The organism is Avibacterium paragallinarum (genome assembly GCF_011765605.1).
Lineage (GTDB): Bacteria > Pseudomonadota > Gammaproteobacteria > Enterobacterales > Pasteurellaceae > Avibacterium > Avibacterium paragallinarum.
Genome location: NZ_CP050316.1, coordinates 2,178,367 through 2,195,415, shown reverse-complemented (window position 1 = coordinate 2,195,415; position 17,049 = coordinate 2,178,367). Strand labels below are relative to the sequence as shown.

Here is a 17,049-nt window from a genome sequence, read left to right as displayed (position 1 = left end):
TTATGCTTGATAATTTAAATAAAGTGATTTTAGACCACATTGTCAATAATATCCGCGAAGGTAACGTGAATACCTGCCATCACCTTGGCTTTTCAACGGCAGAACTCAGTGAAATCCAACAGTTAAGTATTGATGAAATGTACGATATTGCTCAATCTAAAGTGCCGATTGCGGCGATTAGTATCGATCACAGTGCCTTTTGGAAAATGGTCAAAATGGCACAAGTCAATTCGCAGGAACGAATGATTATTGATCGTGCTTTGCTCCTTGGTGCGTCCATTCAAATGTTGAATGCCTACTTTGGTTTGAGTACGACGAAAGTGTCGGCAAGACGCAGTTTGCTGGGGATTCGTGAAGAGCCTGGACGAAAAGCCACAGCCACTGATGAGCAAAAGACGCAGTTATGGGAATTATGGTGTCAACATAAAGGCAGTATTCAGAGTTTAGAATCAATGGAAGGGCTGGAATTATTAATGCTGTTTGCGGAAGAAACACAAATTAATTTGACAGCGATTTGGCGTGCGGTTGAGCCTTGGTATCGTCATAAAAAATAAAAAAGAGTCCCCCAAGGTGAGTATCAGGCTCTTCTTGGGGGAGGGGATTGCTATATGGAACATTCCCTTATAAGTGGCTTTGTTAAGAAAGCGAAAGCATTATAACGAAATACAGCCCCAAAACAATCGGAATAATTCACTACAGGTTTTGGAGAATTAAATATGACAATTTTTGAGCAAATCACTACATCACCCAATATAGAGCAGGGATTACTGTTTTTTGGGAATCAGCACGAAACCGTGCCCACACGGCTACTTTATGATCCTTATTTAACCCCGCGAGCCAAATTTGCTTGGCAGCTTATCAAGCATAAGGCGAGGGAGTTTCAAGGGGGATTATTTCCGTCTTACGAGGTATTGGGAAAACTGCTTTCAGATAAGCCTTACTTGAATGCGAGCCTATCGCGTAAAACCGTCAGCCAAACCTTATTACTGCTACGCCTAACAAGGTGGTTGACCCTTTGTGAAACCGTGCGTAATGAATTAGGGCAAGTAAAAGGGAATGTCTATTTACTGCACGATGAGCCTATCCCCATATTAGATGCGATTCAACTTAACGAAGATTACCTCCATTTATTACATTCTGCGACAAAACATAAAGACGTTGTAGTGAGAGGGGTAGCGACGCATATTGTCGATAATATTCTTTTAGATAAAACCCAATGGCATTATGTTTCGCATATTGATTGGATGCAAGCTCGTTATCAAGATTATTGTTCTCGTCTTGGAAATGAAAAAGAGGCTGATTTTTCTCATTTAAATTTAGATACTGTGCAGCAGAATTTGCTGCGTTCCAATAAGGAACGCAGTCAAAACAGCAAGGAACTCAGTGAAAAAACAATCAATTTACCGAGTTCCATTAAGGAACTCAGTCAAAATTCCCCAAGTTCCAATAGGGAACTTAGCCAAGAAAAACAGGCTAACTCATTGATTTTAGGCTCAGTTCCATTAGGGAACTCAGCGAATACCTCGTACAAGTACAGTACGGTATTTATAAATAAATACTGTACAGGTACGCCAGAGGAAATTGATTGGACGCTCAATTTAACCCCTTTTGAGAAACGTGCTGTGGCTAAAGCAATGGAAGGGCTAGACTTGGGACTGTGCCAAGCCATTTTGTTTGAAGCACACGAACGCCTTGCAAAGGGAACCATTAAGAAACCACAAGGATATTTACTCAGTTTAGTAAGAAAAGCCCATTTGGGGCAATTTACCCCATATTTGCTTGAACAACACTTAAGCCAATGCCATACGCCAGTGGTGAATCAATCAAAACCACAAGCGATTGTGCTAAAACAAAGACAAATATCATCGCCTGTGCCATCCCTTGAACAACGGCAAGCGAGAGCGGAAATGATACGGAAATTTAAAGCACAGTTGTTGAATTAAGTACAAAAAACAAACACTGTAAAGGGACTTTTCAAAGTATAAAAAATAATCACTGAAAAGGGACTTTTCAAAGTATAAAAAACAATCACTGAAAAGGGGCTTTTCAAAGTATAAAAAACAATCACTGAAAAGGGACTTTTCAAAGTATAAAAAATAATCACTGAAAAGGGACTTTTCAAAGTATAAAAAATAATCACTGAAAAGGGACTTTTCAAAGTATAAAAAATAATCACTGAAAAGGGACTTTTCAAAGTATAAAAAATAATCACTGAAAATGGACTTTTTAAAGTATAAAAAATAATCACTGAAAAGGGACTTTTCAAAGTATAAAAAATGATCACTGAAAAGGGACTTTTCAAAGTATAAAAAATAATCACTGAAAAGGGACTTTTCAAAGTATAAAAAATAATCACTGAAAAGGGACTTTTCAAAGTATAAAAAATAATCACTGAAAATGGACTTTTTAAAGTATAAAAATTAATCAGTGAAGCGGGACACTTCAAAGTATAAAAATCAATCACTGTAGAAGGGTTCTACAAAGTACAAAAATTAATTACCGTGCAATGGTTGCACAAAGTACAAAATTCAACCATAGAATAAGGAGTATCTATATGACAACCACCGATCTTCAAAATCAACGACCAGGGCCTCTACGCAGCGCACCTGAAATTACCATCAATACCCATCATGCTTCTAAATTATGGGTGGGACGTGCTGCGGTGCGAAATGAACAAGGCAAAATTACCCGTGCGGGGATCATCAGTATGCCGAATTGCCTGAGTTTATTAAGTCAAATTCAACGTGCGGCAACGAATGATGATCCTTATGCAGATGACTATTTACTACGGTTTGAAACCAAAGTGCTGGGTTATCGTCAGGAAATGCAGCAATTGGTTGATAAGGTAAATTACCTTTATAGTGAACAAATCCCCGCGGCATTCCATATGGAAAATTCGGTGTCAGTAGAGCCTGCACGTTATGCACTGACTTTCAATTCTCAACTTGGCTATCAATTAATTTACCTTTTTCTAAAATTTGATGAGCTCGCTTGTGCAGTAATGGCCGCCTCTCATATTGCCTTAATGACCCGTAGCGAAGCCTCAGATTGGATTGAAGCTGGGGCAAAATTAATTCGTCAGTGTTTTGGCTTGGTTGAAAATTATCGCCATTCAGGGATTACTCGCCGCGATGCAATCGAAAATAATGCACGCTATAAAGCTGCGATAAAACGAATGAAGTATGAATTATCCCCTGAAATTTTATCAGGTGAAAAACGTGCAAATTTTGCTCCAGTTATAAAAAATGCCTCGTCATCTGAGGCTGAACCAGAACAAGACGAGTTTGTTGAGAATGGCTCAGAATAAAAGAACATCATAAGAATGGCACAGTGCTAAGAGGGAAAGAATGAAAAATGAGTTAATTCCAAAAAGTATGTACCGTGATTTAGCGGTGCATACCCCACTTAATTTGGCATTGAAACAGTTTTTTAGTGAGATAGCCAGCATAGAGGATTGCGAGCAATTACAGCTCTCGCTTTATCAAGTGAGAGAGCATTTAATCAGTCAACATCAAGATATTGTCCAGAAACTGAGAAGCAATGAAATTACAAAAGCCTTAGGGTTTCGTTTAATGCAAGATAAAGCCTCTTCATCGGGTGGGCATTTTTTACGTTGGCGTATCACTATTGGGCAAACTAACCAATCCGCTGAAAAAGGCGGGTTGATTTGGAAAGGATTGGTTGAAGATAGTACGGTATCTGACGGCATTAAAAAACGTATTGCTCAGATGGAAAAAGAACGCTTAGTGTTAAATATGCAAATGTCGGTATTAAATTCGATGATGCGACAATTATCCGCAACCATTGATAAATTAACCGAAGTTGAAGCCATCATTCAAGGTGAACTGTCGTCTAATTAAAACGTTTGTAATGGCTGGATTTTCAAGTTTGTACTCATTGGATTTTCAAAGTTTGTACTCGCTGGATACAAAAGGCCTTTTAAAGGTAAGGGGACAAGCCCCTTACCTTAACGAAAAATGGCATTACCTTTGGATAGGTTATAGATAACAATCACTGAGTAATAGGGGAGTATTAGTAATGGAGCATCAAATAGATTTTAATCATTTTATTGATATAACGTACAGCATTACATCGTGGGAAGATTCAAAAAGTATACAACAAGACTTATTGTTAGGTGAAAGCCGTAATTTGGCACTTTATACTTACTTAAGTTCCCACTATGGGGATAGTGCAGATATATATGATTTTTCAAATGGAAAACAGGTTTTTGCATTTTATTTAAGCCAGAATAGATTTCTTTCCCTAGTTGAGCAATTTAATTTACCAATTGAAATAAAGTTAAATAGAAGCAATGATAAGTGTAAAGATGAAATACTAGATGGGACTTATATCGGTTTTTATCTGGTAGATAAAAAATAGAGTAGTTAGGTAATTAATTTGACACGTTATTTATAATGGAGGTTGTTATGTCAAAGATAGAAATTTCATTCACAATTAAAGTAAACCATAGCAGCTCAATAATTATCTAAAATTGAAATTGAATTACCCCCTTTATTCCTGACTAAAATCACGTTTAATACAGATAACGTCAATTATCAATCATTTGTGAGGACAACATTATGGCAGGGATTAATAAAGTGATTATCGTGGGTAACCTTGGTGCAGATCCTGAAGTAAGAACAATGCCGAATGGCGAAGCGGTTTCCAATATAAGTGTGGCAACTAGTGAAAGTTGGATAGATAAGAATACAAGTGAAAAACGTGAATTAACCGAGTGGCATCGGATTGTGTTTTATCGTCGTCAAGCTGAGATTGTGGGAGAATATTTACGCAAAGGCTCGAAAGTTTATGTCGAGGGGCGATTAAGAACCCGTAAATGGCAAGACCAAAATGGGCAAGATCGTTATACCACTGAAATTCAAGGCGATGTACTTCAAATGCTAGATAGCCGTCCTGAGCGCTATCAAGCAGAGCAGGCAACGCAAGTTGGAGCGGCACAACAAGGTCGTAATCAATATGTGCAACAGAGTCAGCCTGCCTACCAAACACCACAAACTCAAACTTCAGCATCTCAGCCTGTACCACCCCCTATCCCTGATGATGGCTTTGACGATGATCAGATTCCTTTCTGAGTTGCAATGATGAATATTTAATTATTTTGGGGTAGAGTTAAATGCCATTCTGGCTAGCAATTCGGAGTTGATATAATGAAAACATTAAAAATTACGACTACACTTTTTATATTGGGCATTATCTCAGGTTGCGCTGAACTTTCTGCAATTAACCAAAAAGTGGGGGATTGGGCAGGGGAAATTAATCGTACGCTCAATGCAGATAAACAACAATTTTCGGATACCTTAACCTCTAAACGGGATATTGATACCCTGTATGTACGTATTAAGCGTAATGTGGGGTTTGAAACAATGGAAGAAATGTTGAAATGCGATCCTGAATCAAATAAGAACTGTGCTTGGAAGAAAGCTGCAATTGCCGAAGGTGGTTATGTCCATGAAAAAACGCCTGGCGTTTATTATCGAATGGCGGATTCTTTTGGTAAAGAGGGGCGATATTATGTCGCAGTTACCTTAGAAAAAGAGGGCAGAAATACCCTTATTTCCTGGAGGGTGAAAGGCTCTCAAGACTTTGCTAATCAAATCAAAGCAGATATTTTAAAAGCGGTTAAATACTGATGAATCCCCTAATGATTTTTATCAAAATCATTAAGGAAGGTGCGATTTAATCAGTCATGACGATCCAGAGCCTGGATATCCTCCTTACGCGGCAAAGTAAGCACCCCAGTTTGGACAATATTTAATCTCCCCCATCAACTCAGGGTAAGCAAAATGTCACTGCTCCACTGATATTACAATGATTTTCACGACATCCCCGCCAGTTGTCCCGCCCGCACCAAATTGCACATTGCAAACAGCATTGAAAGCCGGTTGTGGTTCTTCATCAGTCCCCGTAATCGTGTTTTGCTGAAACCAAACTGGCACTTCAGTATCCGGAAAGGATGCTCAACCTTTGCCCTAATACCTGCTTTCACATATTCATCATGCAGCGCCTGCTTATTCAGCCGGGGATGCTGTCTGAGCTTTTTTACGGCATGAGGACCTTTGGCAATAAACCACTCTTTAACCCGATGTGTCAGAGAGTCCCGTTTTTCTGCCCCGCGATATCCGGCATCGGCGAAGACAATTGCTACCGGCTCCGTAATCAGGCTATCCGCCGCATTCAGGTCATGCACATTTGCCGCCGTGGTCACTACTTTTTCCGTCAAGCCTGTGGCCGCATCAACAGCAATATGAGCTTTCATACCAAAGTACCACTGATTTCCCTTGCGGGTCTGATGCATTTCAGGATCCCGTTGACCGGCTTTATTTTTTACGGAACAGGGAGCGGAAATAATGGTCGCATCGATAATGATGCCCTGACGTAACATCAGTCCGGCCTGCTTCAGTTTCTGGTTAATCAGTGCCAGTATCTGTTCTCCTGCATGATGTTTCTCCAGAAAATGGCGGAAATTCATGATGGTTGTGCGATCTGGCACCGTGTCACAGATCCCCGCAAATTGACGGAACGGCAGGACATCATGCAGGGCGTCTTCAGCCGCTCCGTCACTGAGGTCAAACCAGAGTTGCAGGCAGTGGATACGGAGCATAAGCACCAGGGGGAAAGGCCGTCGGCCGCGACGGGATGACGGATAGACGTGAAGCAGCTTATCAGCAATATCCTGCCACGGCACCAGAACATTCATACGGTCAAGAAAACGGGATTTACGGGAGGAATAGCTGGAAATGGCAGGCATTGTAAACAGCTCATGATAAAGAAAGCTTTATGTTCTCACATATGACGATTAAATCGCACCTTCCTTAGCAGATCGTCTTACTTTATTTATAACATCAAAAAATAAAACTAAAATATATACCTGTTCAGCTTAACTTATTATATACCTTCCTGATGAAGCCGGACGATATGTTTATACTGAACAGAAAGAATGCCAACCAGAATATTATCTTCTGTTATACATGGCGGTTTATTTATTGTTTAATTAAACATATTCAGGCATATTTCTATACCATCATGATGTTTTCACTGGTGTTACTACTGGTATTAATACTAATGTTAATACTACAGGTGCTTTTACAGCATTCTGGTATTGTTTAAAACGACTGTCGCAGCAGTCTTTCTGGTGTTGTAAATACTATTATTGTAAGTGCTATTACTATAAATACTATTATTGTTATAACTGCATCTGGTGTTGTTACTAACTTATTACTGTTATTGTTACTGCTTTCTTTATTACTATTGCTGTTCGTCTTTGCTTGTTTTTTCTTATTAAGGATATTACCAAACTACGGGAGCATTATCGTACAGTGATCCTGAACCATTCTGAAACGAGATTACACATCACGACGAAAAGATAAAAAAAAGCCACCATTCCTTCCGGATACAGTGGCTTAAATAAAGTATTAATTAACTTATTTCAGTATGTTATCACACATCATCTGAAGTGTATTAATAAACCTGGCTGCATGAAAGCCATCACAAACGGCATGATGTACCTGTACAGAAACAGGTAATAATACGCGGTTATCTTCCTGCTGAAACTTCGCCATAGTAAACACCGGAGCAAAATAATCATCATTACCGGTGATATTCAGGTTAAATCCGTCAAAACTCACCCAGGGTAATGATGATATATTCAGGTGGTTCTCTGGTAACGCTCCCTGCGGGAACAATGCAGTATTATGCTGATATTCTGCCATCACCGCATTATAGCCCGCCATAAATTCACTGATATCCGGACAATAACGGCAGAAGAGCGCAGAAAATGTTTCAGTCTCTTTATGAAAAACAGTAAATACAGGATCGGTCTGATCCCAGTAAATCAGTGCATTATCTTTCATTGCCATCCGGAACTCCGGAAACTGATTAACAACCCGGGAGATCAGATAAATCATCACCGGATAAAATTTATAATCCGTTTCCGCCAGTGCGGTACGCAAAGCTGTAATATCGAGTTTTGTGGTCAGGCTGAATCCGCATTTTATCTGCTGACGATAAAGAGCAAAATGTTCTCTGCGGTTCCAGGTGTTCAGATCAATTCTGGTAAAATTCATGTTTATTCCTTCTGATTAATAGCGAAAAATATTAATAATGGCAGTCTGGTTGTCTCAATGGGCAGCATCCCGTCCTCCGTAAGCCGCTTGGTACAGAATAATGATATCAGATTCGGGCTCGCGAATTCAACTTCGAAGTGCAATTCCCGATTAAAAATCAGGCTGCTTTCAGAAGTTCGTCAAAAACCACCTGTGGCTGTTTAAATCCCAAGCATTTGCGCGGCCTGAAGTTCAGCCGCTTTTCGACGGCTGACAGTGCCTCTGCTGTCACCACACTCAAATCACTGCCTTTGGGCACATATTGCCGCAGCAGACCATTGCTATTCTCATTCTGTCCCCGTTCCCATGCACTGTATGGATGCGCAAAGTACACCTGCGCTTCCAGCTCTGCTGCAACACGTTCATGTTCGACAAACTCGCTACCATTGTCAGCTGTGATGGTATGGACATGTGCCTGGTAGGGTTTCAGCATGCTGATAATGGTGTCCGCCACCGCGCTGGCTGTTTTGCTGGGAACGTATTGAACCAGGTAGAGCCGGCTCTTACGCTCCAACAGACTCACTATTGCACCGCTGCCTTGCTTACCCAACACGGTATCGACTTCCCAATCTCCCACACGGCTCCGCTCATTGACTATCGCAGGGCGTTCATCAATCGATACCGGATTGGGAATGACACTGCGTTTGCTGTTCTTACCCTTGCGATAGCGTTTGTGACCCTGACGCAGATGCCGGTATAGCGTGCCACCGTTGGCCTTGTCGCGTGCCACATAGCGGTATATCCACTCGTGGCTAACCGGGCAGTTAATCATGTCTCCAACGCCACTGATTTGCTCGGGACTCCAGTCCGCGACCAGCGCCATGCAAACAAAGTCGATGGTATCAGACGGGACAGTACGCTTCTGACTCGTCAGCCGTCGTGCCGTGGCAAGTTGGTGAGCCTGCTGCGGCTGATAGGCCTGCCCAGCACAATTACGACGAAGCTCACGACTGATAGTCGATGGATGAACCCCGAGCTGTTTGGCAATGCGGGCCTGTGACAGGCCATGGTCACGGAGGCAGGCAATCTGGTATCGTAGCCCCTCGGTCAACTGCTGGTATTTCATGGTGTATCGCTTTGTTTCTTTGGCGAGAAGAAGCGTACCCTAACTGGTAGTTGACCGCCTCTCTCCTATGCACCATGGGCATTGCACTTATTATCTGAATTCACGCTTAAGATGTATTAAGGAAGGTGCGATTTAATCGTCATATGTGAGAACATAAAGCTTTCTTTATCATGAGCTGTTTACAATGCCTGCCATTTCCAGCTATTCCTCCCGTAAATCCCGTTTTCTTGACCGTATGAATGTTCTGGTGCCGTGGCAGGATATTGCTGATAAGCTGCTTCACGTCTATCCGTCATCCCGTCGCGGCCGACGGCCTTTCCCCCTGGTGCTTATGCTCCGTATCCACTGCCTGCAACTCTGGTTTGACCTCAGTGACGGAGCGGCTGAAGACGCCCTGCATGATGTCCTGCCGTTCCGTCAATTTGCGGGGATCTGTGACACGGTGCCAGATCGCACAACCATCATGAATTTCCGCCATTTTCTGGAGAAACATCATGCAGGAGAACAGATACTGGCACTGATTAACCAGAAACTGAAGCAGGCCGGACTGATGTTACGTCAGGGCATCATTATCGATGCGACCATTATTTCCGCTCCCTGTTCCGTAAAAAATAAAGCCGGTCAACGGGATCCTGAAATGCATCAGACCCGCAAGGGAAATCAGTGGTACTTTGGTATGAAAGCTCATATTGCTGTTGATGCGGCCACAGGCTTGACGGAAAAAGTAGTGACCACGGCGGCAAATGTGCATGACCTGAATGCGGCGGATAGCCTGATTACGGAGCCGGTAGCAATTGTCTTCGCCGATGCCGGATATCGCGGGGCAGAAAAACGGGACTCTCTGACACATCGGGTTAAAGAGTGGTTTATTGCCAAAGGTCCTCATGCCGTAAAAAAGCTCAGACAGCATCCCCGGCTGAATAAGCAGGCGCTGCATGATGAATATGTGAAAGCAGGTATTAGGGCAAAGGTTGAGCATCCTTTCCGGATACTGAAGTGCCAGTTTGGTTTCAGCAAAACACGATTACGGGGACTGATGAAGAACCACAACCGGCTTTCAATGCTGTTTGCAATGTGCAATTTGGTGCGGGCGGGACAACTGGCGGGGATGTCGTGAAAATCATTGTAATATCAGTGGAGCAGTGACATTTTGCTTACCCTGAGTTGATGGGGGAGATTAAATATTGTCCAAACTGGGGTGCTTACTTTGCCGCGTAAGGAGGATATCCAGGCTCTGGATCGTCATGACTGATTAAATCGCACCTTCCTTAAGTTAAGGTAGATACACATCTTGTCATATGATCAAATGGTTTCGCCAAAAATCAATAATCAGACAACAAAATGTGCGAACTCGATATTTTACACGACTCTCTTTACCAATTCTGCCCCGAATTACACTTAAAACGACTCAACAGCTTAACGTTGGCTTGCCACGCATTACTTGACTGTAAAACTCTCACTCTTACCGAACTTGGCCGTAACCTGCCAACCAAAGCGAGAACAAAACATAACATCAAACGAATCGACCGATTGTTAGGTAATCGTCACCTCCACAAAGAGCGACTCGCTGTATACCGTTGGCATGCTAGCTTTATCTGTTCGGGCAATACGATGCCCATTGTACTTGTTGACTGGTCTGATATCCGTGAGCAAAAACGGCTTATGGTATTGCGAGCTTCAGTCGCACTACACGGTCGTTCTGTTACTCTTTATGAGAAAGCGTTCCCGCTTTCAGAGCAATGTTCAAAGAAAGCTCATGACCAATTTCTAGCCGACCTTGCGAGCATTCTACCGAGTAACACCACACCGCTCATTGTCAGTGATGCTGGCTTTAAAGTGCCATGGTATAAATCCGTTGAGAAGCTGGGTTGGTACTGGTTAAGTCGAGTAAGAGGAAAAGTACAATATGCAGACCTAGGAGCGGAAAACTGGAAACCTATCAGCAACTTACATGATATGTCATCTAGTCACTCAAAGACTTTAGGCTATAAGAGGCTGACTAAAAGCAATCCAATCTCATGCCAAATTCTATTGTATAAATCTCGCTCTAAAGGCCGAAAAAATCAGCGCTCGACACGGACTCATTGTCACCACCCGTCACCTAAAATCTACTCAGCGTCGGCAAAGGAGCCATGGATTCTAGCAACTAACTTACCTGTTGAAATTCGAACACCCAAACAACTTGTTAATATCTATTCGAAGCGAATGCAGATTGAAGAAACCTTCCGAGACTTGAAAAGTCCTGCCTACGGACTAGGCCTACGCCATAGCCGAACGAGCAGCTCAGAGCGTTTTGATATCATGCTGCTAATCGCCCTGATGCTTCAACTAACATGTTGGCTTGCGGGCGTTCATGCTCAGAAACAAGGTTGGGACAAGCACTTCCAGGCTAACACAGTCAGAAATCGAAACGTACTCTCAACAGTTCGCTTAGGCATGGAAGTTTTGCGGCATTCTGGCTACACAATAACAAGGGAAGACTCACTCGTGGCTGCAACCCTGCTTACTCAAAATCTATTCACACATGGTTACGTTTTGGGGAAATTATGAGGGGATCTCTCAGTGCTCAGCATGTTTGAGTGCTTTACTCGCCGCGGGTTGAGAAATATGTAAAACTTCAGCCGCACGCGTTAAGGAACCACAAGTCATTACAGCATAAAAGATATCGAGATGTCTTAATTTCATTCCATGTAGCCTACTGATTATTTATTTCTACGGACTATTCTAACGAATAAAGTATAAATAATCAGATATACTCGTCATAATTCAAATTTTGGTTTAGTTGTCACGAGAATTAATTCGTAAACGTGCAAGCTAAATAGATTGACTAGGGGAATATACGGGGTAAGAAAGCGGCTCGGCATACTGCCCTATAATAAATTGTTAGGAGAAGTACGCCGAGTAGTGTGTAGCTATTAGGTAAAGTATGTACCAATTTCAATAAATATTTTAATTAAGATACTGTTTGAAATATCAACAATAAAGGCACCGACCATAGGAACGACAAGGAAAGCTTTATGTGATGGTCCAAATGCTTTTGTGACTGTTTGCATATTCGCAATTGCTGTTGGTGTTGCTCCCATACCAAAGCCACAGTGACCCGCGCTGATCACGACAGCATCATAATCTTTGCCCATCATTTTGAAGGTGACAAAGCAGGCAAATAGCACCATGACAACAGTTTGTACAGCAATGATAATTAATACTGGCCCTGCCATGCTTGCCAATTGACCAAATTTTAATGACATTAACGCCATTGCCAAGAAAAGCGATAAAGCAACGCTACCTAATACATCGACGGTCGGCTCAAACACTTCGTGTTTAAATACATGAGTCAGTGTATTACGGATAATAATACCGACAAATAAACACCAGACAAAAGTAGGCAGTTGCAGAAAAGTATCTTTAAACAATGCACTGATATAGCCACCAACAACAATACAGATAATCAGCATTGAAATGGTTTCAATAACGTTATTTGCATTGATTTTTCTTTTGACGCTTGGTTGCTCAAAAGCTTCAACGATAGTGTCGCGCTCTTGCTCGGTTGTTTTAGGAATAGAGACCTTTTTCAAAAGATGACGGGCAACAGGGCCGCCAACTAAACCACCCAACACTAATCCAAGTGTTGCACAAGCCATCGCTAATTCAACGGCGCCTGTTACACCATATTTATCAGCGAGAATAGGGCCCCATGCTCCGGCATTACCATGACCACCTGTTAGAGTAATTGAACCTGCAATTAAGCCAATAAATGGACTTTCATTCATCATGACAGCCATACTCATGCCGACAGTATTTTGAATGGCGATTAGGATCGTTACTGCAATAGTTAATAGAACTAACGGCTTTCCTCCTTTAATCAGTCGAGAAAAGTCAGAACTTAGCCCGATAGAGGAAAAGAATGTGAGCATTAATAAACTTTGCAATGAAGCATCAAAAGTAAACGAATAACCTGATGTTTTATCAATAATTAACAGAACAATTGCAACAATAAAGCCACCAACGACGGCTTCTGGTATGTGGTTTTTTTGTAGGAACGGGGTAAATTTTACGACAAACATTCCTATGAGTAGCGCGATACATGCGACTAATAATGTATAACTGGCATCTAGGATCATTTTTTTACCTCTATTAGTTTACCAGAATTTTCACTATAACAATTTAACAATAGTGAAAAATGAAGTTACTTTGGTTAACTAATCTTTAACAATGAGTTTTATTAGGGTATCCATAACTTTTAGTTAATAGGGTCATAATTTTAGTGTGATCTTAATCATGAAATATTAAAAAGATTAAAATAACAACAATGGTATTTAATGATGGGTAAACCTAAATACCATGCGGGATCCGCACTATTTTCGGTGATAGCAAAAAATAAAAAAGTATAAATAATAAACAAAATTATAAGAGAAGGAGAACATGATAAGCGCAGGCCGAGCAATTTAAAGAAGTGTGATATACAACATAAAACAGCAGCATGACCTTTCTATATTTCGTTGCTTATCGAAGTGTTAATTTTCGGGTGGATTACTCTGTTTGTTGATTAATAACGGAGAAAAATATGATTGCTGTAATATTTGAGGTGCAAATACAACCCGACCAACAAACTCGCTATTTGACTTTAGCTGAGGAGTTAAGACCACTATTAAGTCATGTAGCTGGTTTTATTTCAATTGAACGTTTTCAAAGTCTAGCTACAGAAGGAAAAATGTTATCGCTATCTTGGTGGGAAAACGAATACGCAGTTCTGCAATGGAAAAATCATGTTTTACATGCGAAAGCTCAACAAGAAGGGCGAGAGTCAATATTTGATTTTTACAAAATTAGTATTGCTCATATTACTCGCGAATATTCATTTAAAAAGGACAAGGATAATGTTTGATGTTCACGTTGTTTTAGATAATCAAATAGGACAATTAGCATTACTAGGAAAAACATTAGGTAATAAAGGTATTGGATTGGAAGGGGGAGGGATATTTACGGTTGGTGATGAATGCCATGCTCATTTTCTTGTTGAACAAGGAAAGGAAGCTAAAATAGCGCTAGAGCAAGCTGGACTGTTAGTACTTGCGATCCGGACACCATTAATTCGTAAGTTAAAACAGGAAAAACCGGGGGAACTTGGCGAAATAGCACGAGTATTGGCGGAGAATAACATTAATATTTTAGTGCAATACAGTGACCATGCTAACCAACTGATATTAATAACGGACAATGATAGTATGGCTGCATCTGTTACGCTCCCTTGGGCAATAAAGTGAACTTGCGATGGCTAATTTAATACGAAAAGAGGTTACCTTTGAGTCCTCAATAGCCGCGATAGGGGCGGCTATGTCTGACATTTCACGAGTTAAAATACTCAGTGCTTTGATGGATGGGCGAGCTTGGACGGCCACTGAGCTAAGTTCTGTGGCGAATATATCAGCTTCAACGGCGAGCAGTCATTTATCTAAATTATTAGATTGCCAGCTAATCACAGTAGTAGCTCAAGGCAAGCATCGTTATTTTCGGCTAGCAGGAAAAGATATTGCTGAATTGATGGAAAGTATGATGGGGATCTCCTTAAACCATGGCGTACATGCCAAAGTTTCCACGCCAGTGCATTTACGAAAAGCACGTACTTGCTATGATCATTTAGCTGGCGAAGTTGCCGTTAAGATCTATGATTCCCTTTGTCAACAGCAATGGATCACTGAAAATGGTTCAATGATCACATTAAGTGGTATTCAATATTTTCATGAAATGGGAATTGACGTTCCTTCCAAACATTCACGTAAAATCTGTTGTGCGTGTTTAGATTGGAGTGAACGCCGTTTCCATTTAGGTGGGTACGTTGGAGCCGCATTATTTTCGCTTTATGAATCTAAAGGGTGGTTAACTCGACATCTTGGTTACCGTGAAGTTACCATCACGGAAAAAGGTTATGCTGCTTTTAAGACCCACTTTCACATTTAAGTTGTTTTTCTAATCCGCATATGATCAATTCAAGGCCGAATAAGAAGGCTGGCTCTGCACCTTGGTGATCAAATAATTCGATAGCTTGTCGTAATAATGGCGGCATACTATCAGTAGTAGGTGTTTCCCTTTCTTCTTTAGCGACTTGATGCTCTTGATCTTCCAATACGCAACCTAAAGTAAAATGCCCCACAGCGCTGAGTGCATATAATGCATTCTCTAGTGAAAAACCTTGTTGGCATAAAAAGGCTAATTGATTTTCGAGAGTTTCATACTGTTTTTCTGTAGGCCGTGTACCTAAATGTACTTTTGCTCCATCGCGATGACTTAGTAAAGCACATCTAAAACTTTTAGCGTTATTACGTAAAAAATCTTGCCAGCTTTCCCCTTCTAAAGGGCAAAAGTGAGTATGGTGCCTATCTAACATCTCAATGGCTAAGGCGTCGAGCAAAGCCCGCTTATTTTTTACATGCCAATACAATGTAGGCTGCTCTACACCTAGCTTCTGGGCGAGTTTACGGGTTGTTAAACCTTCGATTCCGACCTCATTAAGCAGCTCTAATGCGCTGTTAATCACTTTACTTTTATCTAATCTAGACATCATTAATTCCTAATTTTTGTTGACACTCTATCATTGATAGTGTTATTTTACCACTCCCTATCAGTGATAGAGAAAAGTGAAATGAATAGTTCGACAAAGATCGCATTGGTAATTACGTTACTCGATGCCATGGGGATTGGCCTTATCATGCCAGTCTTGCCAACGTTATTACGTGAATTTATTGCTTCGGAAGATATCGCTAACCACTTTGGCGTATTGCTTGCACTTTATGCGTTAATGCAGGTTATCTTTGCTCCTTGGCTTGGAAAAATGTCTGACCGATTTGGTCGGCGCCCAGTGCTGTTGTTGTCATTAATAGGCGCATCGCTGGATTACTTATTGCTGGCTTTTTCAAGTGCGCTTTGGATGCTGTATTTAGGCCGTTTGCTTTCAGGGATCACAGGAGCTACTGGGGCTGTCGCGGCATCGGTCATTGCCGATACCACCTCAGCTTCTCAACGCGTGAAGTGGTTCGGTTGGTTAGGGGCAAGTTTTGGGCTTGGTTTAATAGCGGGGCCTATTATTGGTGGTTTTGCAGGAGAGATTTCACCGCATAGTCCCTTTTTTATCGCTGCGTTGCTAAATATTGTCACTTTCCTTGTGGTTATGTTTTGGTTCCGTGAAACCAAAAATACACGTGATAATACAGATACCGAAGTAGGGGTTGAGACGCAATCGAATTCGGTATACATCACTTTATTTAAAACGATGCCCATTTTGTTGATTATTTATTTTTCAGCGCAATTGATAGGCCAAATTCCCGCAACGGTGTGGGTGCTATTTACCGAAAATCGTTTTGGATGGAATAGCATGATGGTTGGCTTTTCATTAGCGGGTCTTGGTCTTTTACACTCAGTATTCCAAGCCTTTGTGGCAGGAAGAATAGCCACTAAATGGGGCGAAAAAACGGCAGTACTGCTCGGATTTATTGCAGATAGTAGTGCATTTGCCTTTTTAGCGTTTATATCTGAAGGTTGGTTAGTTTTCCCTGTTTTAATTTTATTGGCTGGTGGTGGGATCGCTTTACCTGCATTACAGGGAGTGATGTCTATCCAAACAAAGAGTCATCAGCAAGGTGCTTTACAGGGATTATTGGTGAGCCTTACCAATGCAACCGGTGTTATTGGCCCATTACTGTTTGCTGTTATTTATAATCATTCACTACCAATTTGGGATGGCTGGATTTGGATTATTGGTTTAGCGTTTTACTGTATTATTATCCTGCTATCGATGACCTTCATGTTAACCCCTCAAGCTCAGGGGAGTAAACAGGAGACAAGTGCTTAGTTATTTCGTCACCA

The 17,049-nt window shown here is 41.4% G+C and carries 19 protein-coding genes; 13 read left to right on the top strand and 6 right to left on the bottom strand.

The window, feature by feature from the left end; genetic code table 11:
- The first annotated feature begins 2 nt into the window (after positions 1–2).
- The 7 genes from HBL79_RS10660 (at position 3) to HBL79_RS10630 (ending at position 5,651) form a co-directional block, all read left to right on the top strand.
- Positions 3–554, top strand: coding sequence for a DUF2857 domain-containing protein (locus HBL79_RS10660; protein WP_035688466.1), 552 nt, complete (start codon positions 3–5; stop codon positions 552–554).
- 162 nt (positions 555–716) lie between these two features.
- Positions 717–1,943 (top strand): STY4528 family pathogenicity island replication protein, encoded by a 1,227-nt coding sequence (locus tag HBL79_RS10655; RefSeq protein WP_046097475.1) that lies wholly within the window; start codon positions 717–719, stop codon positions 1,941–1,943.
- Between the two features lie 611 nt (positions 1,944–2,554).
- Entirely contained in the window at positions 2,555–3,307 is a 753-nt protein-coding gene (locus HBL79_RS10650; protein ID WP_035689396.1) for a PFL_4669 family integrating conjugative element protein, read from the top strand.
- 40 nt (positions 3,308–3,347) lie between these two features.
- Entirely contained in the window at positions 3,348–3,860 is a 513-nt protein-coding gene (locus HBL79_RS10645; protein ID WP_035689394.1) for a DUF3158 family protein, read from the top strand.
- Between the two features lie 178 nt (positions 3,861–4,038).
- Complete coding sequence (locus HBL79_RS10640; protein WP_035689393.1) at positions 4,039–4,380, top strand: hypothetical protein; 342 nt, start codon at positions 4,039–4,041, stop codon at positions 4,378–4,380.
- A 200-nt stretch (positions 4,381–4,580) separates the two neighbouring features.
- The gene (gene ssb / locus HBL79_RS10635; protein ID WP_035689391.1) at positions 4,581–5,093 is read left to right on the top strand and encodes a single-stranded DNA-binding protein; all 513 of its coding nucleotides are present in this window, start codon (positions 4,581–4,583) and stop codon (positions 5,091–5,093) included.
- A 75-nt stretch (positions 5,094–5,168) separates the two neighbouring features.
- Positions 5,169–5,651: a hypothetical protein gene (locus HBL79_RS10630; RefSeq protein ID WP_035689389.1), complete on the top strand. Its 483-nt coding sequence runs from the start codon at positions 5,169–5,171 to the stop codon at positions 5,649–5,651.
- Between the two features lie 185 nt (positions 5,652–5,836).
- Here the strand turns inward: HBL79_RS10630 and HBL79_RS10625 are convergent, their stop codons facing one another.
- The 3 genes from HBL79_RS10625 to HBL79_RS10615 all read right to left on the bottom strand — a co-directional run bounded on the left by HBL79_RS10625 (position 5,837) and on the right by HBL79_RS10615 (position 9,189).
- Positions 5,837–6,769, bottom strand: coding sequence for an IS5-like element ISKpn13 family transposase (locus tag HBL79_RS10625; RefSeq protein WP_004235553.1), 933 nt, complete (start codon positions 6,767–6,769; stop codon positions 5,837–5,839).
- Between the two features lie 673 nt (positions 6,770–7,442).
- A complete protein-coding gene (locus HBL79_RS10620; RefSeq protein ID WP_011751353.1) occupies positions 7,443–8,084 on the bottom strand; it encodes a type A-2 chloramphenicol O-acetyltransferase CatII in 642 nt (213 codons plus the stop codon).
- A gap of 157 nt (positions 8,085–8,241) precedes the next feature.
- The gene (locus HBL79_RS10615) at positions 8,242–9,189 is read right to left on the bottom strand and encodes an IS30-like element ISAeca1 family transposase (RefSeq protein ID WP_012564931.1); all 948 of its coding nucleotides are present in this window, start codon (positions 9,187–9,189) and stop codon (positions 8,242–8,244) included.
- Between the two features lie 184 nt (positions 9,190–9,373).
- On the opposite strand from HBL79_RS10615, the gene HBL79_RS10610 reads away from it, so the two are divergent.
- Positions 9,374–10,306, top strand: coding sequence for an IS5-like element ISKpn13 family transposase (locus HBL79_RS10610; protein ID WP_004235553.1), 933 nt, complete (start codon positions 9,374–9,376; stop codon positions 10,304–10,306).
- A 224-nt stretch (positions 10,307–10,530) separates the two neighbouring features.
- On the top strand, positions 10,531–11,739 hold the full coding sequence (locus tag HBL79_RS10605) for an IS4-like element ISVsa5 family transposase (protein ID WP_001352368.1): 1,209 nt from the start codon (positions 10,531–10,533) through the stop codon (positions 11,737–11,739).
- 9 nt (positions 11,740–11,748) lie between these two features.
- Here the strand turns inward: HBL79_RS10605 and HBL79_RS12620 are convergent, their stop codons facing one another.
- Together HBL79_RS12620 and gltS are read right to left on the bottom strand one after the other, a co-directional pair.
- Positions 11,749–11,838 (bottom strand): helix-turn-helix domain-containing protein, encoded by a 90-nt coding sequence (locus tag HBL79_RS12620; RefSeq protein WP_052894307.1) that lies wholly within the window; start codon positions 11,836–11,838, stop codon positions 11,749–11,751.
- A gap of 266 nt (positions 11,839–12,104) precedes the next feature.
- A complete protein-coding gene (gltS, locus tag HBL79_RS10595) occupies positions 12,105–13,310 on the bottom strand; it encodes a sodium/glutamate symporter (protein WP_000599533.1) in 1,206 nt (401 codons plus the stop codon).
- A 443-nt stretch (positions 13,311–13,753) separates the two neighbouring features.
- Between gltS and HBL79_RS10590 the strand changes: the two genes are divergently transcribed.
- The 3 genes from HBL79_RS10590 to HBL79_RS10580 all read left to right on the top strand — a co-directional run bounded on the left by HBL79_RS10590 (position 13,754) and on the right by HBL79_RS10580 (position 15,147).
- On the top strand, positions 13,754–14,074 hold the full coding sequence (locus HBL79_RS10590; protein WP_000562370.1) for an antibiotic biosynthesis monooxygenase family protein: 321 nt from the start codon (positions 13,754–13,756) through the stop codon (positions 14,072–14,074).
- Positions 14,067–14,453 carry a hypothetical protein gene (locus HBL79_RS10585; RefSeq protein WP_000460651.1) on the top strand — a complete coding sequence of 129 codons (387 nt, stop codon included), beginning with the start codon at positions 14,067–14,069 and terminating at the stop codon, positions 14,451–14,453. Before HBL79_RS10590 ends, HBL79_RS10585 begins: the two co-directional genes overlap by 8 nt.
- Positions 14,454–14,523: 70 nt before the next feature.
- Positions 14,524–15,147 carry an ArsR/SmtB family transcription factor gene (locus HBL79_RS10580; RefSeq protein ID WP_001280391.1) on the top strand — a complete coding sequence of 208 codons (624 nt, stop codon included), beginning with the start codon at positions 14,524–14,526 and terminating at the stop codon, positions 15,145–15,147.
- On the opposite strand, the gene tetR(B) is transcribed toward HBL79_RS10580, so the two are convergent.
- Positions 15,125–15,748, bottom strand: coding sequence for a tetracycline resistance transcriptional repressor TetR(B) (gene tetR(B) / locus HBL79_RS10575; protein WP_000088605.1), 624 nt, complete (start codon positions 15,746–15,748; stop codon positions 15,125–15,127). The two genes, HBL79_RS10580 and tetR(B), sit on opposite strands and share 23 nt — an antisense overlap.
- 81 nt (positions 15,749–15,829) lie before the next feature.
- Between tetR(B) and tet(B) the strand changes: the two genes are divergently transcribed.
- Complete coding sequence (tet(B), locus tag HBL79_RS10570) at positions 15,830–17,035, top strand: tetracycline efflux MFS transporter Tet(B) (RefSeq protein ID WP_001089072.1); 1,206 nt, start codon at positions 15,830–15,832, stop codon at positions 17,033–17,035.
- Positions 17,036–17,049: the final 14 nt, after the last annotated feature.

What these genes read in the sequence shown, in the direction of transcription:
- HBL79_RS10660 (WP_035688466.1), top strand. Translation starts at nt 3, where the DNA reads ATGCTTGATAATTTAAATAAAGTGATTTTAGACCACATTGTCAATAAT.
- HBL79_RS10655 (WP_046097475.1), top strand. Translation starts at nt 717, where the DNA reads ATGACAATTTTTGAGCAAATCACTACATCACCCAATATAGAGCAGGGA.
- HBL79_RS10650 (WP_035689396.1), top strand. Translation starts at nt 2,555, where the DNA reads ATGACAACCACCGATCTTCAAAATCAACGACCAGGGCCTCTACGCAGC.
- HBL79_RS10645 (WP_035689394.1), top strand. Translation starts at nt 3,348, where the DNA reads ATGAAAAATGAGTTAATTCCAAAAAGTATGTACCGTGATTTAGCGGTG.
- HBL79_RS10640 (WP_035689393.1), top strand. Translation starts at nt 4,039, where the DNA reads ATGGAGCATCAAATAGATTTTAATCATTTTATTGATATAACGTACAGC.
- ssb (WP_035689391.1), top strand. Translation starts at nt 4,581, where the DNA reads ATGGCAGGGATTAATAAAGTGATTATCGTGGGTAACCTTGGTGCAGAT.
- HBL79_RS10630 (WP_035689389.1), top strand. Translation starts at nt 5,169, where the DNA reads ATGAAAACATTAAAAATTACGACTACACTTTTTATATTGGGCATTATC.
- HBL79_RS10625 (WP_004235553.1), bottom strand. Translation starts at nt 6,769, where the DNA reads ATGCCTGCCATTTCCAGCTATTCCTCCCGTAAATCCCGTTTTCTTGAC.
- HBL79_RS10620 (WP_011751353.1), bottom strand. Translation starts at nt 8,084, where the DNA reads ATGAATTTTACCAGAATTGATCTGAACACCTGGAACCGCAGAGAACAT.
- HBL79_RS10615 (WP_012564931.1), bottom strand. Translation starts at nt 9,189, where the DNA reads ATGAAATACCAGCAGTTGACCGAGGGGCTACGATACCAGATTGCCTGC.
- HBL79_RS10610 (WP_004235553.1), top strand. Translation starts at nt 9,374, where the DNA reads ATGCCTGCCATTTCCAGCTATTCCTCCCGTAAATCCCGTTTTCTTGAC.
- HBL79_RS10605 (WP_001352368.1), top strand. Translation starts at nt 10,531, where the DNA reads ATGTGCGAACTCGATATTTTACACGACTCTCTTTACCAATTCTGCCCC.
- HBL79_RS12620 (WP_052894307.1), bottom strand. Translation starts at nt 11,838, where the DNA reads ATGACTTGTGGTTCCTTAACGCGTGCGGCTGAAGTTTTACATATTTCT.
- gltS (WP_000599533.1), bottom strand. Translation starts at nt 13,310, where the DNA reads ATGATCCTAGATGCCAGTTATACATTATTAGTCGCATGTATCGCGCTA.
- HBL79_RS10590 (WP_000562370.1), top strand. Translation starts at nt 13,754, where the DNA reads ATGATTGCTGTAATATTTGAGGTGCAAATACAACCCGACCAACAAACT.
- HBL79_RS10585 (WP_000460651.1), top strand. Translation starts at nt 14,067, where the DNA reads ATGTTTGATGTTCACGTTGTTTTAGATAATCAAATAGGACAATTAGCA.
- HBL79_RS10580 (WP_001280391.1), top strand. Translation starts at nt 14,524, where the DNA reads ATGTCTGACATTTCACGAGTTAAAATACTCAGTGCTTTGATGGATGGG.